The 19,320-nt window shown below is 62.0% G+C and carries 16 protein-coding genes; 9 read left to right on the top strand and 7 right to left on the bottom strand.

From position 1 onward, the window contains the following. Positions 1-58: 58 nt before the first annotated feature. Entirely contained in the window at positions 59-535 is a 477-nt protein-coding gene (locus ACIOTL_RS04845; protein ID WP_400341985.1) for a RidA family protein, read from the bottom strand. A gap of 32 nt (positions 536-567) precedes the next feature. Next, on the bottom strand, positions 568-723 hold the full coding sequence (locus ACIOTL_RS04840; protein ID WP_013349841.1) for a hypothetical protein: 156 nt from the start codon (positions 721-723) through the stop codon (positions 568-570). Positions 724-760: 37 nt separating this feature from the next. Here ACIOTL_RS04840 and ACIOTL_RS04835 point away from each other — a divergent pair, with 37 nt between their 5' ends. The 4 genes from ACIOTL_RS04835 (at position 761) to ACIOTL_RS04820 (ending at position 7,937) form a co-directional block, all read left to right on the top strand. After that, entirely contained in the window at positions 761-3,061 is a 2,301-nt protein-coding gene (locus ACIOTL_RS04835; protein ID WP_105656983.1) for a transglycosylase domain-containing protein, read from the top strand. Positions 3,062-3,180: 119 nt separating this feature from the next. Then, entirely contained in the window at positions 3,181-4,134 is a 954-nt protein-coding gene (locus ACIOTL_RS04830; protein WP_105656984.1) for a metallophosphoesterase, read from the top strand. 174 nt (positions 4,135-4,308) lie between these two features. After that, positions 4,309-6,132, top strand: coding sequence for an ABC transporter ATP-binding protein (locus ACIOTL_RS04825; RefSeq protein ID WP_133833570.1), 1,824 nt, complete (start codon positions 4,309-4,311; stop codon positions 6,130-6,132). Next, positions 6,129-7,937, top strand: coding sequence for an ABC transporter ATP-binding protein (locus ACIOTL_RS04820; RefSeq protein WP_400341982.1), 1,809 nt, complete (start codon positions 6,129-6,131; stop codon positions 7,935-7,937). The genes ACIOTL_RS04825 and ACIOTL_RS04820 overlap by 4 nt, the downstream gene beginning before the upstream one ends. 85 nt (positions 7,938-8,022) lie before the next feature. Here the strand turns inward: ACIOTL_RS04820 and ACIOTL_RS04815 are convergent, their stop codons facing one another. Next, positions 8,023-8,928, bottom strand: a complete 906-nt coding sequence (locus ACIOTL_RS04815; RefSeq protein ID WP_332498200.1) for a phosphoribosylaminoimidazolesuccinocarboxamide synthase — start codon at positions 8,926-8,928, stop codon at positions 8,023-8,025. Between the two features lie 15 nt (positions 8,929-8,943). After that, positions 8,944-10,230 (bottom strand): phosphoribosylamine--glycine ligase, encoded by a 1,287-nt coding sequence (gene purD / locus ACIOTL_RS04810; protein WP_133833567.1) that lies wholly within the window; start codon positions 10,228-10,230, stop codon positions 8,944-8,946. Positions 10,231-10,532: 302 nt separating this feature from the next. Here purD and ACIOTL_RS04805 point away from each other — a divergent pair, with 302 nt between their 5' ends. The 4 genes from ACIOTL_RS04805 to purM all read left to right on the top strand — a co-directional run bounded on the left by ACIOTL_RS04805 (position 10,533) and on the right by purM (position 14,095). After that, complete coding sequence (locus ACIOTL_RS04805; RefSeq protein ID WP_105656988.1) at positions 10,533-10,913, top strand: sterol carrier family protein; 381 nt, start codon at positions 10,533-10,535, stop codon at positions 10,911-10,913. A gap of 4 nt (positions 10,914-10,917) precedes the next feature. Next, a complete protein-coding gene (locus tag ACIOTL_RS04800; protein WP_105656989.1) occupies positions 10,918-11,244 on the top strand; it encodes a hypothetical protein in 327 nt (108 codons plus the stop codon). 105 nt (positions 11,245-11,349) lie between these two features. Further along, a complete protein-coding gene (gene purF / locus ACIOTL_RS04795) occupies positions 11,350-12,873 on the top strand; it encodes an amidophosphoribosyltransferase (protein ID WP_105656990.1) in 1,524 nt (507 codons plus the stop codon). A gap of 79 nt (positions 12,874-12,952) precedes the next feature. Further along, on the top strand, positions 12,953-14,095 hold the full coding sequence (gene purM / locus ACIOTL_RS04790) for a phosphoribosylformylglycinamidine cyclo-ligase (protein WP_332485915.1): 1,143 nt from the start codon (positions 12,953-12,955) through the stop codon (positions 14,093-14,095). Between the two features lie 245 nt (positions 14,096-14,340). Here purM and ACIOTL_RS04785 read toward each other — a convergent pair whose 3' ends face one another. Beyond that, a complete protein-coding gene (locus ACIOTL_RS04785; RefSeq protein ID WP_105657085.1) occupies positions 14,341-15,231 on the bottom strand; it encodes a Sir2 family NAD-dependent protein deacetylase in 891 nt (296 codons plus the stop codon). Positions 15,232-15,422: 191 nt separating this feature from the next. Then, entirely contained in the window at positions 15,423-15,641 is a 219-nt protein-coding gene (locus tag ACIOTL_RS04780) for a DUF3073 domain-containing protein (protein ID WP_105657086.1), read from the bottom strand. A gap of 222 nt (positions 15,642-15,863) precedes the next feature. Between ACIOTL_RS04780 and ACIOTL_RS04775 the strand changes: the two genes are divergently transcribed. Continuing rightward, the gene (locus ACIOTL_RS04775; protein WP_105656992.1) at positions 15,864-16,505 is read left to right on the top strand and encodes a septum formation family protein; all 642 of its coding nucleotides are present in this window, start codon (positions 15,864-15,866) and stop codon (positions 16,503-16,505) included. A 73-nt stretch (positions 16,506-16,578) separates the two neighbouring features. Here ACIOTL_RS04775 and clpB read toward each other — a convergent pair whose 3' ends face one another. Continuing rightward, a complete protein-coding gene (gene clpB, locus ACIOTL_RS04770; RefSeq protein WP_400341979.1) occupies positions 16,579-19,167 on the bottom strand; it encodes an ATP-dependent chaperone ClpB in 2,589 nt (862 codons plus the stop codon). Positions 19,168-19,320 lie beyond the last annotated feature (153 nt).

The following is a 19,320-nucleotide window of genomic DNA, read 5'->3' as shown; positions in this document are numbered from 1 at the left end:
GCTGCGCGGCCCCGCCGGGAATGCCCGTCGGGACCGCGCAGCAGGAATCTGGCTTGAATTACTCAAATTCGGCGATGACCTCGACCTCGACAGGTGCATCCAGCGGCAGAACGGCAACGCCGACGGCCGAGCGTGCGTGCAAGCCTGCATCGCCGAGTACCTCGCCGAAGAACTCCGATGCCCCGTTGATGACGCCTGGCTGTCCGGTGAAGTCCGGTGCCGACGACACGAAACCGACAACCTTCACGATGCGCTTAATGCGATCTAGATCACCAATTTCGGCCTTGATGGCGGCTAGCGCGTTAAGCGCAGCGGTCTGCGCCTGGGCCTTCGCCTCCTCGGCCGAAACCTCGGCACCAACCTTTCCAACGGCTGTGAGTTCACCCATAATCAGCGGAAGCTGGCCAGAGGTGTAGACATAGTTGCCGGTGGTAACGGCTGGCAGGTAGGCGGCTACCGGCTTTGCCACAGCTGGCAAGGCATGACCGAGCTCGGCCAGACGAGCCTCGACACGCGGGGAAGTAGCTTCTTGCATGGGATTTCTCCTTCAGTAAATGTTGTTGCTAGTTACGCTTTCGGACGCTTCATGTAGGCCACTGGAGATGAGCCGTTGGGGCCTGGAACCACGGTTACCAGCTCCCAGCCATCGTCACCCCACTGGTCCAAAATCTGCTTCGTAGCGTGAATCAAGAGCGGCAAAGTGGCGTATTCCCATTTAGTCATACTCGATACGTTAGCGCGTCCTTGTAAACTAGTGGGTATGGCAGCCAAGAAGTCCCCTTTTTTTGATACCGCTACCACCCTGGGAAAAGTCGTTGCATTCTTCGGAATCAGCGCCCTGTGTGGTGTGCTCGCAGCAGGCATGCTCGTGCCCATTGCAGCTATCGCAAAAACCGGTTTGACCACCGGTAACAACATCGTCAGCGCGCTCCCGAGCTCGTTTGAAAAGCTCCCCATCCCGGAGCCTTCCACGATCCTTGACGCTGATGGCAAGGCCATTGCGAACTTCTACCAGCAAAATCGCCAGCCTGTGAAGCTAGATGACATCTCGCCAAACATGCGCAAGGCGATCATCTCGGTGGAAGATGAGCGTTTCTACGAGCACAAGGGCATCGACCCCAAGGGCATCGCCCGTGCAGTAGTTGGCAACCTCACCTCTTCGAGCCGCTCTGGTGCTTCCACCCTGACCCAGCAGTACGTGAACAACCTGCTAGTGAATAACCAGGTGCTCACCGGTTCGGACGAATCCACTGTTTCCGGCCAGAAGGGCTACTCGGATAAGATCCGCGAGCTGAAGTACGCGGTGGCCATCGAGAAGGAAATGTCCAAGGACCAGATCCTGGAGGGCTACCTGAACCTGGTGCTCTTCTCGGGTCGCGAGTACGGCGTGCAGGCTGCCGCTCAGCACTTCTACTCAACCGATGCCAAGGACTTGAACGTGCAGCAGTCGGCCATGCTTGCCGGCATGGTCCAGCTGCCAAACGTCTACAACCCGATCAACAACCCTGAGCGATCCATCGACCGCCGCAATAAGGTGCTGGGCAACATGTACCGCACCGGCGCAATCACCAAGAAGGAATACGACAAGGCGGTGAAGTCGGACCTGGAACTGGATCCGCGCACGTCCCCTTCCGGTTGCACCGCGGCCAAGGAAAATGCCTACTTCTGCGACTACGTCACCAATCTGATCCTTTCCGATGACACCTATGGCAAGACCAAGGAAGATCGCGAAGGCCTGCTGTACCGTGGCGGCTTGACCGTCAAGACCACCCTGAACAGCAAGCTGAACAAGAAGGCCGCCAAGGACGCAGCGAAGGCTATCGATCCAAAGGCCAAGTCCAACACCGACATTTACTCCTCGATCGTTTCGGTCGAGCCGGGCACCGGCAAGATCCTGACCATGGCGCAGAACACCACCTACGGTCCGGAAGTCAAGAACTCGGGCGAGAACACCTATTACAACTTCGCTGTCGAGCGTTCCCTGGGTGGCGCTGGCGGGTTCCAGGGTGGTTCTACCATGAAGCCGTACACCACCTTGGGCTGGCTGTCCGAAGGCAACCGCATGTACGACAAGATCAATGCCAAGAAGCAGGTTTTCGTACCCGGCTCCAAGTGGCGGGCATCTTGCCTTCCCGGAGGAACGACAACTGTTGGTTCTAATTGGGAACCGAAGAATGCATCGCCTGGCTTCTACCGCTCGATGACCGTGGATACCGGCCTGTACTGGTCGATCAATACCGCGACCGTGCAGGAGGCCTACAAGACCGACCTGTGCACCATCGCCGATTACACCAAGAAGCTTGGCGTACTGGATCAGGGCGCCAAGGGCGGCCCTGCCCCGATCTCGCCTTCGAACCCTTCGTTCATCATCGGCTCGGCAGAAATCACCCCGCTGTCCCAGGCCGCCGCATTCGCTGCATTCGCCAACAAGGGCGAGTACTGCGAACCACGCGCCATCAACAGCGTGACCGACAAGGACGGCAACGAGTACAAGGTCAAGAAGGAATCCTGCTCCCAGGAAATCGACCCGACCTACGTTGCCGATCTGAACGGCACCCTGAAGAAGATCGCCACCAACCGCGTCTCCAAGGGCCGCGTCGACGGCCCAATCGCTGGCAAGACCGGTACCAACAACTACGCGTCCTCGACCTGGTTCGTCGGCTACACCACCGGAATTTCCACCGCCACCTGGGTCGGCCGACTCAAGGGCAAGGCCGGCGAAGAGAAGAACCAGATGCACGGCGCGATGGTCAACGACAAGAAGGCCCCTTGGATGGTCGATTCCTCGACCTTCGCCGCCCCGCTGTGGGTGGACTTCATGGAGGAGGCCGTGCACGAATACGAGCGGAACAACTTCGGTTCGGCCCGTCGCCAGCCGCCTCCGCCAAAGCCGAAGGAAGAAGACGATTCCAAGTCCGACTCGGATGAGAAGGACAATGACAAGGAAGAGTCGAAGGAAGATTCCAAGCCTAAGGAAGAATCCTCGCCGAAGCCCGACTCCGATAACAAGGGCAACGGAAACGGCAATGGAAACGGCAACGGCAAGAAGTCCGATGACTAGCTGAATATTCGAAAGGCCGCGTTCAACTTTGGTTGGACGCGGCCTTTCGGTTTAGATTGGCATAGGAGAACTCCACCAGAAGTTGCCTCCGGGCTTGAAAGGACGATGGCACAGAAGTCATGGTTGAACAGAATAATTTCGCTTCGGCATTACGTCATGCCAGCGGTACTGCGGCCCTTGCCGCCACCGGCGCTCTGGCCATCGGCGGAGCTCTGGTGGGCTATGGCATGCTGGAGGCCCAAAAGTTCGGGCTGCGCCACGAATCGCTTAAGGTCCTGCCCCGCGGATACGGCGACATCAAGGTCCTGCACCTTTCGGACATCCACATGGTTCCAGGGCAGGAAGCCAAAACCCAGTGGCTGCGCGGTCTGGCTGATCTGAAGCCCGACTTTGTCATCAACACCGGGGATAACCTCAGCCACCGCAAGGCCGTGCCGGCTTTGATCAAGGCGCTGGAACCGCTGATGGCTTTCCCTGGCGCCTTCGTTCCCGGGTCCAATTGCTACTACGCTCCGAAGCTGAAGAACCCGTTCAGGTATTTGGCTCCTTCCACCGGAACTCCCAACCCTGCCCCGCGGGACCAGTTGCCGTTCGAAGAAATGCACCGGGCCTTCGGCGGAGCCGGCTGGATCAACATGTCCAACCGTGCGCATTCCACGGTGCTCAATGGCCTGCGCCTGGATCTTACCGGCGTGGATGATCCGCACATCGACCGGGACCTCTTCGCTGGCTGGCCGCGTGGTTCCTCCTCAAGCAGCCAGGCGCCCCACGTGCGCATTGCGCTCACCCACGCGCCCTACCAGCGGGTTCTTGACCAATTCACCGAGGCGAAGGCTGATGTCATTTTCGCTGGCCACACCCACGGCGGCCAGGTGTGCATCCCGGGCTATGGCGCATTGGTCTCCAACTGCGATCTGCCTACGTGGCGCGCCCGCGGCCTGAGCGATTGGGAATACAACGGCAACACCGTTCCGTTGAATGTTTCCGCTGGCGTGGGCACCTCGCGCTTCGCTCCGATTCGCTTCGCCTGCCCGCCGGAAGCCATCATGGTTACCCTGGCTGCCCGCGACTAAGCCACGAAATTTCTTCGGGTAATCCCCGGTCAAGCACCTTCTTGGTGCTCGACCGGGGATTATTTGCCTCCAATGTGAAGCACTTCTTTCCAATAGTTGCCTATTGATTGAATTATCCCAACTACTGCCGGTAGTCTGTAACTCTGTCAAACTTCTGGATGAATGCGGGGTACCGTGGCTCAAGCTCAACAGGCCGGTTCGAAAGATCCGGTCCCGCTCTCCGCAACACTGAAACGGCTTGCTCCATTCGTCAAGCCGATCTTCCCCCGGCTCTTTTGCGGTTTCCTCTGCGCGCTCGGCGCCGGAATTGTCGCGCTGGCCATCCCCCAGGTGCTCGCCTGGCTGGTCAATGTCGTCCTGCATCGTGATGGGGCAGCCTCGGAGGTGTGGCTCTCTGTTGGCATCGTTGCCGCATTGGGCCTTGTCGAAGCCCTGCTGATCTTCCTGCGCCGCCAATTCGTGCTGAATCCCGCAGCAGGCCTTGAAGCGCAGATGCGCATCCGCTTCTACAAGCACCTGCAGCGCCTGCCCGTGGCGTTCCACGAACGCTGGGGCTCGGGGCAGCTTCTCTCCCGCTCCATGTCGGATCTCTCCTTGTTGCGCCGCTGGCTCGCGTTCGGCGCGATGATGCTGGTTGTTGAAACCGTCACCGTCATCACCGGGCTGGTGCTGATGTTCACCCATTCATGGATCCTGGGACTGCTCTACCTGCTGGGATCTATCCCGATTGCCATCAAGGCCTACCGTTTCCGCAACGACTACCGGGCCGCCAGCCGCCGCAGCCAGGACCAGGCTGGGGACCTGGCCACCGCGGTGGAAGAATCAGTGCACGGCATCCGCGTCATCAAGGCCTTCGGCCGCGGGCCGCATGTCTACGCGGGCTTCAGCGCCCAGGCAAAGTCCCTGCAGGAAACCGAAATAACCAAGGCCAAGACGCTGGCCAGCTTCCTGCTCACCGTCGTTGCGGTGCCTGAAACCATTCTGGGCATCGGCCTGCTGATCGGCATTGCCCAGGTCGCCAACGGCACGCTGAGCGTCGGCTCGCTGGTGGCCTACTTCGCCATCGCCGCGGTCATCGCCGGCCCCGTCGAGGGCATGGGAATGCTGCTGGGCATGACACTGAGCACCAAAACTGCGCTGGACCGCCACTTCGAGGTCATGGATTCAATCAATGACATCGATTCCCCCGCGCAGCCCCGGGTCCCTGCAGAACGCGATGGCAGCGTGAAGCTGGAGCATGTGCGCTTCGCCTACCCGGATACCGCCGGTACCCACCGGCCGATCCTGGCCGACATCAATCTGGAGATCCGTCCCGGGGAAACCATGGCCCTTGTCGGCATCACCGGTTCGGGCAAGTCCACCTTGCTGAACCTGGTTCCGCGCCTGCATGAAGCGACCTCCGGCGAGGTGCTCATCCACGGACAGGACGTCAAGGACTGGGACCTCCAGGAACTGCGAACCGAGATCGCCGTGGCTTTCGAGGACACCACCTTATTCTCCACCTCCATCCGCGGCAACGTGCTGCTCGGCGCCCCGGAAAACCTGGATGAGCAGCAGCGCGAAGCCCTGCTCGCCGAAGCCCTGGACGTCGCCCAGGCGCAGTTTGCCTACGCGTTGCCCGAAGGGGTAGACACCTTGATCGGCGAGGAAGGCCTGTCGCTATCGGGCGGGCAGCGCCAGCGCATCGCCTTGGCCCGCGCCATCGCAGCGCGCCCGAGCGTGCTGGTCCTCGACGATCCGCTGTCCGCCCTGGATGTGCGCACCGAGGAACTGGTCACCGAGAGGCTGCGCGAAGTCCTGGCCGGAACCACCACGCTGATCGTGGCCCACCGGCCCTCGACCGTGATGCTCGCCGACCGCGTGGCGCTGCTGCGCGATGGCCGCATCGACGCGGTGGGAAGCCACGCCCACCTGTTGAGCACCAATGAGCATTACCGATTCGTCATCGCCAGCCTGGATGACGAAGACCAGCCAGCCACCGTGGAGGTCTCCCGATGAGCAAGCCACTGGGCGTCGCCAATGAAGACGCCATCAAGCTCTCTGCCGCCGAACGCAAGGTCGTGCGGCAACGTTCCTTCCGGCTGCTGGCCTCGCTGGCCGTGCCGCAGAAGAAGCTTTTCGTCCTCACCGTGGTGCTGGTGCTGTTCTCCAACGCGGCCCGCGTGCTGCTTCCGGTGCTGATCGCCTTCTCGATCGACTGGACCCTGCCGCAGGTGCGCGAAGGCAACTGGGGTGCCCTGGGGATGACCGGGGCCGGATACATCGTGTGCGCCGTGCTCAGCGGCGTGCTGCTCTCCTGGTACATCACCAGCGCGGCGAAGATCTCCCAGGCGATGCTCCTGGATCTGCGCCAGCAGGTCTTCCGCCATACCCAGCGGCTGAGCCTCGAATTCCACGAGAACTACACCTCCGGGCGGATCATTTCCCGGCAGACCTCCGATCTGGAAACGCTGCGCGAGCTGCTCGATCAAGGCGTCTCGGAACTGGCCTCCTCCTGCGTGTTCGTGGTCTTCACCCTGGTCTCGATTTTCTTCCTCGACTGGCGCAGCGGCCTGGTGGTCTGCGTGGCCGTCCTTCCGGTAGCGATCCTCTTCTTCTGGTACCAGCGCCGCTCCGAGCTGCTCTACCGCGAATCCCGCGTGGTCTCGGCCAAGGTCATCTCCACCTTCGTGGAAACCATGACCGGCATCCGCGCGGTCAAGGCCTTCCGCCGCGAGGAAGCCAACGACGCGAACTACTCGGATCTCGCGGAGCAGTACCGGGTGAACTCGGTGCGTTCCTTCAACCTCTTCGGCGTCCTGCAGCCGGGACTGGTCCTGATCGGCAACCTGACGGTGGCGGCATTGCTCGCCTACGGCGGATTCCGCATCATCGACGGCACCATGCAGGTCGGTGCGATGGTGGCCATCCTGCTGGCCTCCAAGCGCCTGTTCCAGCCAGTCGAGCAGATCGCCATGTTCTATTCCTCGCTGCAGTCGGCCACCGCCGCCCTGGAGAAGGTTTCGGGGCTGCTGGAGGAAGAACCGACGGTGCGCGAGCCTGCGGCCCCTCGCACCATCCGCAAGGTGGCCGGCGAGCTGGTCTTCAAGGATGCGGTCTTCGGCTACGGCGAGGGCCCGGTGATCATGGAGGAATTCGACCTGCGGATCCCGGCGGGCCAAACGGTGGCCGTGGTAGGCCAGACCGGTGCCGGCAAGTCCACGCTGGCCAAGCTCATTGCCCGCTTCTACGACCTGCGTTCGGGCACCTTGGAACTGGATTCGGTGCCGATCAACGAGCTGTCGAACAAGGAACTGCGCCAGCACGTGGTGATGGTCACCCAGGAGGCGTTCCTCTTCTCCGGATCGGTGGCCGAGAACATCGCGCTGGGCCGGCCGGGCGCCTCGCCGGAGGATATCGAGTACGCCGCCCGTGCGGTCGGCGCCCACGAGTTCATCTTGGATCTGCCTGAGGGCTACGGCACCGACGTGAACAAGCGAGGCGGACGGGTCTCGGCCGGCCAGCGCCAGCTGATTTCCTTTGCCCGCGCCTTCCTTGCCGATCCTGCGGTGCTGATCCTTGATGAGGCCACCAGCTCCCTGGATATCCCTTCGGAACGGGCAGTGCAGCGCGGACTGCAAACCCTGCTGGGCAACCGCACCGCGCTGATCATCGCGCACCGCCTGTCCACCGTGCAGATCGCGGACCGCGTGCTGGTGGTCCACGATGGCAAGATCACCGAGGACGGCACCCCAGCGCAGCTGATTGCCGATGAGGGGCGCTTCGCGGCCCTGCACAAGGCGTGGAAGGACTCGCTGGTCTGATCCCGTCCAGGACAGCGCAAAGCCCTCCGCAGATCACTTCGATCAGCGGAGGGCTTTGCCGTGCGTGGTTGTTCTTCGCCTGCGCCTAGGCGCTGAAGACCTGGCCGGTGAGCCGTTCGTAGGCCTCGATGTAGCGGGCACGGGTCTTCTCGATGATTCCGGCTGGCAGCTGAGGCGGTTCTTCGCCCGAGTTCTTGTCCCAACCCGATTCGGCGGAGGTCAGCCAGTCGCGGACGAACTGCTTGTCGAAGCTGGCCTGCGCCTGGCCCGGCTTGTAGGATTCGGCATCCCAGAAACGCGAGGAATCCGGGGTCAGCACCTCATCGCCCAGGGTGATCTCGCCGGTGGCCGGATCAGCTCCGAACTCCACCTTGGTATCGGCCAGGATGATGCCGCGCGCGCGGGCGATCTGCTCGGCCTGCTCGTACAGGGCCACGGTCTTCTCCCGCAGCGCCTCGGAAACTTCGGCGCCAACGCGTTCCACGGTCTGCTCGAAGGAGATGTTCTCGTCGTGCTCCCCCACCTCGGCCTTGGCCGATGGGGTGAACAGCGCCGGTTCCAGGCGCGAGCCATCCACCAGTCCTGCCGGCAGTGGCAGCTCGCACACGGTCTGCGAGGCCTTGTACTCGGCCAGGCCCGATCCGGTCAGGTATCCGCGGGCGATGCACTCGATCGGGTACATCTCCAGCTTCTTGCACACCATCGCGCGTCCGGCCACCTCGGCTGGAACATCGGTGGAGATGACATGGTTGGCGAAGTCGCCCAGCTGCTCGAACCACCAGAGGCTGAGCTGGGTCAGCACCTTGCCCTTGTCCGGGATTTCGCTGGCCAGCACGAAGTCGTAGGCGCTGATGCGGTCGGAGGCCACCACGAGGACACGGTCGGTGCCTTCGAAGCTGGCGCCCGCAGGCACGTACAGGTCGCGTACCTTGCCCGAGTAGTAATGGTCCCAACCTTCTAGGTCGAGCACTTCAGTCTGGAATCCTGCCATGAGTTCTGTAGTCCTCTACTTGCTTTCGTTGGCGATGGCGATTTCGCCGCGTTCGGCCTTCAACGCAATGTCGGTGCGCGACTGGGCACCGTCCCAGCTGATCTCGGCAACCCCGGCGTACGCTGCGGCGCGGGCCGCGGCGAGGCCATCGCCCAGGCCCACCACGGCCAGTACGCGGCCACCGGAAACAATGATGTTCCCTTCAGCATCCGCGGAAGTTCCGGCATGCATCACGTGCACGCCGTCAATTCCGTTGGCTGCCTCCAGCCCGGAGATCACCGCTCCCTTGACCGGGGTGTCCGGGTAGTTCTCGGCGGCGATGACCACATCAACTGCGGTCTGCGCGGACCAGGTCAGCTGCTCGGCATCATCGAGCCGGCCCTTGGCGGCAGCCAGCAGCACACCGCCCAGCGGAGTCTTCAGCCGGGCAAGGACAGCCTGGGTTTCCGGGTCGCCGAAGCGGGCATTGAACTCGATGACGCGGATGCCGCGCTTGGTGATCGCCAAGCCGCAGTACAGCACGCCGGTGAATGGGGTGCCGCGCTTTTCCATTTCGCGCAGGGTCGGGTAGGCGACGCGGTCCATGACCTCGTCGACGAAGCTCTCCGGCAGCCATTCCAGCGGCGAGTAGGCACCCATGCCACCGGTGTTCGGGCCTTCGTCGTTTTCGAAGATGCGCTTGAAGTCCTGTGCCGGGGCCAGCGGAACAGCATGCTTGCCATCGCAGATGACAAACAGGGAAACTTCTGGGCCATCGAGGAATTCTTCGATCACTACGGTTCCGCCGGCGGCAAAACAGGCTTCTGCGTGCTCCAGCGCTTCGTCGCGATCGCCGGTGACCACGACGCCCTTGCCGGCGGCCAGGCCATCGTCCTTGACCACGTACGGCGCACCGAAGTCATCCAGCGCGCTGGCGGCTTCCTCGCGGTTGGTGGCCACATGGGCCATGGCGGTGGGAACCTCAGCGGCAGCCATGACGTTCTTGGCAAAAGCCTTGGACGCTTCGAGCTGCGCGGCAGCCTGGGTCGGGCCGAAGACCGGGATCTGCGCTGCGATCAGCGCATCGGAAACACCGGAAGCCAGCGGCGCTTCGGGGCCGACGACCACCAGATCGCTGCCCAGTTCCCGGGCGAGCGCGACGACTGCGGCAGGATCCTGCGCATCGATCGCGTGGGTAGTGACGTCCTGTGCGATACCGGCGTTGCCGGGGGCGCAATGAACTTCGTTGACGTAGGGGTCTGCACTCAGTGCACGGACAATTGCATGCTCACGGCCGCCTGGGCCAATAACCAGTACCTTCACCCGGTCGAGTTTACCGGAGATCCAGCGGGTCAACCGCGTCTATGACGCGCAGGCATTAGCCGCAGGCCCCGTCCATCTGGCCGCCCGCCTGGCACCGGGCCGAGGGGCGAATTCGGCGCCAGCAAGCCCAAAGCGCCCCCTGGAAGTCTTCGGCACAGCATCATGCCGGCATCCAACCGGCGCTGCGTTGGCTGAACTAGAGTTGGCATGGCTGGATTTCTCGGTTTTCCAGATCCACAGTAGATGCCCAGCGCACGCAAATATGACGTTTCTCCGTCATTGAGAGAAAGTGGAATCGACCCATGGCAATCAAACGGCGCGTTGATGAAACCGCTGGCCGAGCGGCCCTGCGCGAATGGTCCGGAACCACGCAGGGACAAGGAAAAATAGCCCGCCCGGTGCTCGCCACCGCGGTGCGCTTTTCGCTGGAGGAGCTGGCCTCCCGCGCCGAGGGCAACTCGGTCGAGGTACGCGTTCCGCCCTTCGGTGTGACTCAGTGCATAGCGGGTCCCCGGCACACCCGCGGAACACCTCCGAATGTAGTCGAAATGCCTGCTGAGCTCTGGCTTTCCCTTGCTACTGGGCGTATCGGCTGGGCCGAGGCCTTGCAGACTGGGCAATTGCATGCTTCGGGACTTAGGGCAGACTTGTCAGCGCACCTACCACTTATTGAGTACCCTTAAGGGTATGGAGCAACACCCCGCTACCCCGTCTTCTGCCGATCAGAGTGTTGAAGTGCATATTCACTCGTCGCCCAAGTTCTGGCCGTTCATTTTGACTTTCGCGGTCCTTGGCGCGCTAGCCGGTCTCATCATTGGCCTGCTTGGCGAACCATCGCAGGATTACACCCGCACCTCGGCGTCCGGATTCTTCGCCATATTCGGTGCAGGCCTGGGCGTAGGCATCGGCGCATTGGCGTATGTGATTGTTGATCGCGTGACCTCACGCAAAACCACCAAGCATCTGGCAGTTCCTCTGGCCGAGGACACTGACTCCAGCGGACTACAAGGCTAGGCAGCTTTTCTCCTGAATTAGAAGAGCAGGCGGCCGCGCACCTGGCCGCCACCCACCACATTTTTGGTCGGTGTCGACCAACTGGAACATGAGAGAATAACCAACATGGCGCGTGGCGATGGATTCTTAAATCACGACCTGCTTCCAAACGAAAAGGGGCCGCAGGATGAATGCGGCGTTTTTGGCGTTTGGGCTCCTGGCGAAGAGGTCGCAAAACTCACCTATTACGGCCTGTATGCCCTGCAGCACCGCGGACAGGAATCCGCTGGTATTGCCACGAGCGACGGTGCGCGTATCAACGTCTACAAGGACATGGGCCTGGTCTCCCAGGTGTTCGACGAGAATACGCTGAACTCCATGGCCGGCCAGCTGGCTATCGGCCACTGCCGCTACTCGACCACCGGTGCCAGCCACTGGGCCAATGCGCAGCCGACCTTGGGCCCGACCCAGGCCGGTACCGTCGCCCTGGCCCACAACGGCAATCTGACCAACTCCGCTGATCTGGCCGATATGGTCTCCGCCAAGCAGCAGGCCGAAGGCGGCAAGGTCCGCGGCGAACTCGCCCAGGGCAACACCACCGACACCGCCTTGGTCACCGCCTTGCTGGCCGGTTCCGAAGGCCAGTCGCTGGAAGAAACCGCGCTGGAGCTGCTGCCGAAGATCGAAGGCGCCTTCTGCTTCGTCTTCATGAACGAGGACACCCTCTACGCAGCCCGCGACCCGCATGGTGTTCGCCCCCTGGTCCTGGGCCGGCTGGACCGAGGCTGGGTTGTTGCTTCGGAGCAGCCTGCACTGGCTACCGTTGGCGCCTCGTTCATCCGCGAAATCGAACCCGGCGAAATGATCGCCATCGACGAGAACGGCGTGCGTTCCACCCGCTTCGCCGAAGCCACCCCCAAGGGCTGTGTCTTCGAGTACGTCTACCTGGCTCGTCCCGATGCTGCCATTGCCGGCCGCTCGGTCTACGAATCCCGCGTGGAAATGGGCCGCCAGCTGGCCCGCGAGAACAGCGCGGACGCGGACATCGTGATCCCGGTTCCGGAGTCCGGCACCCCGGCCGCCATCGGCTACGCCGAGGAATCGGGCATTCCATTCACCCACGGCTTCGTGAAGAACGCCTACGTGGGCCGTACCTTCATCCAGCCATCGCAGACCCTGCGCCAGCTGGGCATCAAGCTCAAGCTCAATGCGCTGGAAACCGTGCTGCGCGGCAAGCGCGTCGTGGTGGTGGATGATTCGATCGTCCGCGGCAACACCCAGCGCGCGGTGGTGCGCATGCTGCGCGAGGCCGGTGCCGCCGAGGTGCATGTGAAGATCTCCTCGCCTCCGGTCAAGTGGCCTTGCTTCTACGGCATCGACTTCGCCTCGCGTGCCGAGCTGATCGCCAACGGCGCTGCCGTGGCTGAGATCGCGACCTCCATCGGCGCGGACTCCTTGGCCTACATTTCCGAAGACGGCATGATCGAAGCGACCCGCCAGCCGCGCGAGCGCCTGTGCACCGCGTGCTTCACCGGCGAGTACCCGATCGCCTTGCCGAACGAGGAGCGCCGCGGCAAGAACCTGCTGGAGCGCAGCAACCAGGGCGGCTGCGAGCCAGGTCCTGATGCCGAGTTCGAAACCAACAGCTAATCCCCTCCACGATCCCAACCATCTCGTTGCAAAGGGCGCCGGAAATGCGGCGCCCAGAACAGAAAAGGAACCGACTGCCATGAGCGGCAATGATCAGCAGCCAACTTCCATCACCTATGCCGGTGCCGGCGTTGACGTTGAGGCCGGTGACCGTGCCGTTGAGTTGATGAAGGGCGCGATCAAGGCAACCCACACCGCGGGCGTTGTCGGAGGGGTCGGCGGCTTCGCCGGGCTCTTCGATGTATCGTTCCTGACCGGTTACAAGAAGCCGTACCTGGCTACCTCCACCGACGGGGTGGGCACCAAGGTTGCCATCGCCCAGAAGCTGGACATCCACGACACCATCGGCCAGGACCTGGTCGGCATGGTGGTCGACGATATTGTCGTGGTGGGCGCCAAGCCGCTGTTCATGACCGACTACATCGCCACCGGCAAGGTCGTCCCGGAGCGCATCGCGGATATCGTGCGCGGCATCGCGGAAGGCTGCAAGCTGGCCGGCACCGCGCTGGTTGGCGGCGAAACTGCGGAGCACCCGGGCCTGCTGGCCGAGGACGAATACGATGTTGCCGGTGCTGCTACCGGTGTCATCGAAGCTGACCAGCTGCTGGGCCCGGAGCGCGTGCGGGCCGGCGACGTCGTCATCGGCATGGCGTCCTCGGGCATCCACTCCAACGGCTACTCGCTGGTGCGCCGCGTCATCGCCCACGCCAAGTGGGAGCTGGAACGCGAAGTTGCAGAGTTCGGCAAGACCCTGGGCGAGGAACTGCTGGTTCCGACCCGCATCTACACCACCGCTTGCCTGGATCTGGTGGGCGAGCTGAACGACGGCGAGAACTTCGGCGTGCACGGCTTCAGCCACGTCACCGGTGGCGGCCTGGCTGCCAACCTGGCTCGCGTGCTGCCCCAGGGCCTGATGGCCCGTGTGGACCGCTCGACCTGGTCCCTGCCAGCAGTCTTCTCCACCATCGCCCAGCTGGGCAACGTGCCGCAGCCTGACCTTGAGCGCACCCTGAACCTGGGTGTGGGCATGGTTGCTGTTGTTGATCCAGCTGTAGCTGATCGTGCCGTAGAGCTGCTGAACAAGGCTGGCATGGGAGCTTGGGTCATGGGCGGCGTCGAGAATATCGATCCAGCGGCAGCCGATGCCGGACTGGACTACGTCCAGGGAGCCAAGGGCGTTGACGGCGGCGCAGTGCTGCTGACCGGCAACTACGCCAAGTAGTACTCGCAGGATCCGCTTCCTTGCCGATGCGCCGCACTGATCCCAGTGCGGCGCATCGGTTCTTTAACGCCATCGCCATGCGAATGGGGATGCAGAGTTGACCGGAGCCCTCTTGCCCGGCTTCCAGGCGCCAGGCAATGCTGCCGGTGGTGCTGCACCAGTACGAGCTTCCTGCCGGGCTGAGTGCCCAGAGCAGCATTTGGCACGCTTCATTGGTGTCCCTTGCGGGACGAAATACCGGCCTGCTAGTCCAGTTGCTTCAGGGCGTGCTCCAAAGGCACACGCCAGCGCCAGGTTGCTTTTTGTTCACCGCGGACGTGGCCGTTGGTAATCAGCGCCACCGGCAAATCCCGCTTGACGAAGTTCAACAGGATCTTGTACCCGCTCATCACTGCAAGGGAGGAGCCCAGCACCAAGAGCGATGTGGATTCCGCTTCCAGTGCCGCAATGCGTTCCTTGCGTTCAACCGGAACGTTCTCGCCGAAATACACCACATCAGGCTTCAGGGCCAGCGAGCCGCAGCTCAAGCAGGCCACCATGTTGAACCGGTCAACCAGATACTGGGGCAGCTCCACATCCCCATCGGGGTTCACCGCGCTGGGGTCGATTTCCACGGCTTCCAAATAGCCTTCGTTGGCCGCCTGCAGGCGCAGATCAAAGTCATTGCGGTTCTCGCTGTACCCGCAGTCCAGGCAGCGGACGATCGACAAGTCGCCATGGACCGGAATGACCCGTTTGGATCCGGCCTGCTGGTGCAGCCCGTCAACGTTCTGCGTAATGATTCCACTGATTTTCCCGTGCTCTTCCCACTGCACCAAGCGCTGGTGAATGTGGTTAGGCTCGGCTTTGTCCATATGGCGCCAGCCGACGTAGCCACGGGCCCAATAGCGCTGCCGGGCTTCAGGACGGAATCGGAATTCTTGATAGGTCATCGGCCGGTGGCGCTGCAATGAACCGTTGGGTCCCCGGTAGTCGGGGATTCCGGAATCGGTAGAAACACCGGCTCCGGTGACCACCAGGACCCCGCCAGCGGAAAGCATTTGGCGCACCCCGGCACGCGCTTCAGCTTCCGGGGATTCAGGTGCCTGCTGCTCGACAATGCGCTGCATCGACCGGATGGCCGAATGATGCGCCATCTGGATGGATAGCTCTTCTGGAGTGCTCACGTTCCACCTAACAATTACTGGGCACGACAAAGGCCGCAACGACTAAAAGCTAATTTAGCTTAGTCGCTGCGGCTTGTCGCAAAATGTACTGAAGAGCTGTACCACTCAATGCTTAAGGTGTGGCACTCTGAGCCAAGGACTCCCGGCATCAGAAGACGAGGCTACTCGTCTTCGTCATCTCCCGAGTACTTCTTAGTCAGCTCGTCGTATTCCGAATATTCTTCGTCATACGATGAATCATTACGCTCAGTGTTCTGAGCATGATGATCGGACTGAACGCCCAACTCGCGTTCAAGTGCCGAAAGGTCAGTGGACGGCGAGTAGTACTTGATATCTCGCGCCTGACGCTGTGCTTTAGCCTTTTGACGGCCGCGCCCCATGGCGTGACCCCCTCTTTTCAGTAGAGTCGGGAGGTGGTCCACCTTGAAAAGATGAAGGCCCCCGAATATGTGATCAGTTCTTTCGTAATTAAAGGTTAACACGATTCACCGGCGAGCGCTGAATGCAACACCCTCCGAAACCGCTAGACTGTCGATTAGTCCAACGACTATGTATTGAGCCGGCGAGCGATCGCCCGACCCAACCACGAAGGAGCTCAACAGGTGGTGGAAAACAATCTGCCCGAGCCGCAGGCGGCTTTGCCGCCATTGCAGCCAGAACCGGAGAAGCCCAAGCGTCAAAGTGCCCAATGGGCCTTGATGATTGTCGCCGTTCTCGCACTGGCCGCGGCAGTGGTTTTCGTGGTGTTGAGACTAGTGGATCCCCCTGCTTCGCCAACTGCGAACAACGTGGAGCGCAACGAGAATCCAGGCCTCGACGGCATTGTTGCCACCGAGATGCCTCCAACCCAGTTGGAGCAAGGCGACTGCCTGCGCGGATTCAATTCACCACTGGATCCGCAGACGGTCGTAACCTGTGATTCCTCCCACAATGCCCAACTGATCGGCATCTTCCAGGTCACTGGCGAGGAGTACCCGGGAGCCAACGTGCTGCTCACCCAATCCGAAGACCTGTGCAAATCGGTGTCACTGGATCCTCGTGCAGGGCTGGACTCCACCTGGACCTATCACTTCTCGCGTCCCTCGGAGAGCACCTGGGGCCAGGGCGACCGCACCGTTTCGTGCTTCCTGAGCCTGTCCGAGGGCGACGTCCGCAACTCGTTGCTGCCAGAGGGCGCTACGGATGGAGAATCGGAGAACTCCGAAGAGGAGCCGTCCAAGGCACAGGAGACCACCGACAGCTAAGTCTGCGTTCAGGAAAAATGGCGAGGGCATGAACGGGATTCCATCCGTTCACGCCCTCGCCATTGCCAGGCTCCTAGGCCTTCTTGGCAACTTTGAGCTTGTCGCCAACTTCGTCCAGGGTGACCCCTACAGTATCCCCGTCCTGCACCGTTCCAGCCAGGATCTCCTTGGCCAGCCGGTCTCCGATCTCGCGCTGCACCAGGCGGCGCAGCGGACGAGCGCCGTAGGCAGGATCGTAACCGGTCAGGGCCAGCCAATCGCTGGCGGCCTGATCCACCTCCAGGTTCAAGCGGCGGTCGGCCAAGCGCTGTGCGAGCAGGTCGATCTGCAGCTTGACGATGCTGCCCAGCTCTTCGATGCTCAATGGGTCGAAGAGGATGACCTCATCGAGACGGTTCAAGAACTCCGGCTTGAACGATGCATTGACCACGCTCATCACCGCTGACTTCTTGGCCTCGTCTTCCATGCTCTGGTCCACCAGGAACTGGGAACCCAGATTCGAGGTGAGGATCAGAATGGTATTCCTGAAGTCCACGGTGCGGCCCTGGCCATTGGTCAGCCGCCCGTCATCGAGCACCTGCAGCAGGATATCGAATACTTCCGGATGCGCCTTTTCCACCTCGTCCAGCAGAATCACCGAGTACGGGCGGCGGCGCACAGCTTCGGTCAGCTGCCCGCCCTCTTCATACCCTACGTAGCCCGGAGGGGCACCGACCAGGCGCGAAACCGCATGCTTCTCCGAGTATTCGGACATGTCGATCCGCACCATCGCCCGTGGATCATCGAAGAGGAAGTCAGCCAGGGACTTGGCCAGCTCGGTCTTGCCGACACCGGTAGGACCCAGGAACAGGAAGGATCCGGTAGGCCGGTTCGGGTCGGCAATGCCGGCGCGGGTACGGCGAACGGCGTCAGAGACAGCGGCAATAGCCTGCTTCTGCCCCATCAGGCGCTGCCCGATGATTTCTTCCATATCCAGCAACTTCTGGCTTTCGCCCTGCAGCATGCGCCCGGCCGGAATACCGGTCCACGCCGAGATGACTTCTGCAATGTCATCCGCGGTGACTTCCTCGGCAACCATGGTGTGCGTATCGGCCTTATCGGCTTCGGCAGCTGCCGCCGCATCCAGTTCCTGCTGCAGCGTTGGGATCTCCCCGTAGAGCAGGCGAGAGGCCTGCTCCAGGTCGCCCTCGCGCTGGGCCTTGTCGGCCTTGCTGCGTAATTCGTCGAGCCTGACCTTCAGGTCACCGACGCGGTTCAAGCCAGCCTTCTCGGCTTCCCACTGGGAGTTCAGCGCGTCCAGCTGTTCCTTCTTGTCGGCCATGTCCTTGCGCAGCGCATCCAGGCGTTCCACCGAAGCTGGATCCGTTTCATCGGACAGCGCCAGCTCCTCCATGGTCAGCCGGTCCACCTCGCGGCGCAGCTCATCGATTTCCTCCGGAGCCGAGTCGATCTCCATGCGCAGGCGGCTAGCGGCCTCATCAACCAGGTCGATGGCCTTGTCTGGCAGCTGGCGGCCGGAGATGTACCTGTTGGACAGCGTGGATGCTGCCACCAAGGCGGAGTCCGCAATGGAAACCTTGTGGTGCGCCTCGTAGCGCTCCTTCAACCCACGCAGGATGGCAATGGTGTCATCCACGCTGGGCTCACCGACATACACCTGTGCGAAGCGGCGTTCCAGGGCGGGATCCTTCTCGATGTTCTCGCGGTACTCGTCCAAGGTAGTAGCACCAATCAAGCGCAACTCGCCGCGGGCGAGCATTGGCTTGAGCATGTTCCCCGCGTCCATGGCGCCTTCGGAGGCTCCGGCGCCGACCACGGTGTGGATCTCGTCAATGAAGGTGACAATCTGGCCGTCCGAAGCCTTGATCTCTTCCAATACCGACTTCAGCCGCTCTTCGAATTCGCCACGGTACTTGGCGCCGGCGACCATGGCGCCCAGATCCAGCGAGATCAGGGTCTTGCCACGCAGGGATTCCGGCACGTCGCCCGCGATCATGCGCTGGGCAAGCCCCTCAACTACAGCGGTTTTGCCAACGCCTGGCTCGCCGATCAGCACGGGGTTGTTCTTGGTTCGGCGGGAGAGCACCTGGACCACGCGGCGGATCTCGCGGTCGCGGCCGATGACTGGATCCAGCTTGCCCGAGCGCGCCAGGGCGGTCATGTCGGTGCCGAACTTCTCCAGGGACTGGAAGGTGGCCTCCGGATCCGGATTATCGACCTTGCGGTCGCCGCGGATGGTGGGCAAGGTGCCCACCAGCAGTTCGCGGGTGGCCCCGAATTCGCGCAACGCGTCGCCGGCCTTGGTCTGGTCTGATGCCAAGGCGATAAGCAGGTGCTCGGTGGAGACATGGGTGTCCCCCATTTCTGCGGCAGCCGCTTGGGCGTTGCTCACAACCTGCAGCAGCTGTCGGGAGTACTGGGCTTGGGCCACTGAACTGCCGGAGCTGGAAGGCAATGCGTTGATGACAGCGCTTGCCTTGATCGAAAGCGCGTCGACATCCAATCCGGCGGTCTTCAGGAGGGCGACTGCGACGGAGTCGCGCTGGTCCAGCAAGGCCTTCAGCAGGTGCGCAGGTTCAATCTGCGGATTGCCTGCGGTTGAAGCGTTCATCCCGGAAGCCGAGAGGGCTTCTTGGCTCTTAGTGGTGAGTTTGGTGTCCACGCGCATCCTTTCTCTAATTGGGTGAACCCATAAACTTGAGTGTACTTAACTCAACTCTACTCGCACTCTTCGTATTCCAGCTAGAGCAAGATTTTCGAAAGATTTTCCATTTCACTTGCCCCAGAGGCAAAATACCTTGTCACTGACGATTTG

Origin of the sequence: Glutamicibacter sp. NPDC087673, assembly GCF_044743255.1 — a bacterium.
In the GTDB taxonomy this organism is placed as follows: Bacteria; Actinomycetota; Actinomycetes; order Actinomycetales; family Micrococcaceae; genus Glutamicibacter.
Note: the sequence above shows the minus strand (reverse complement) of the source record. Positions and strands in the feature narration are given on the sequence as shown.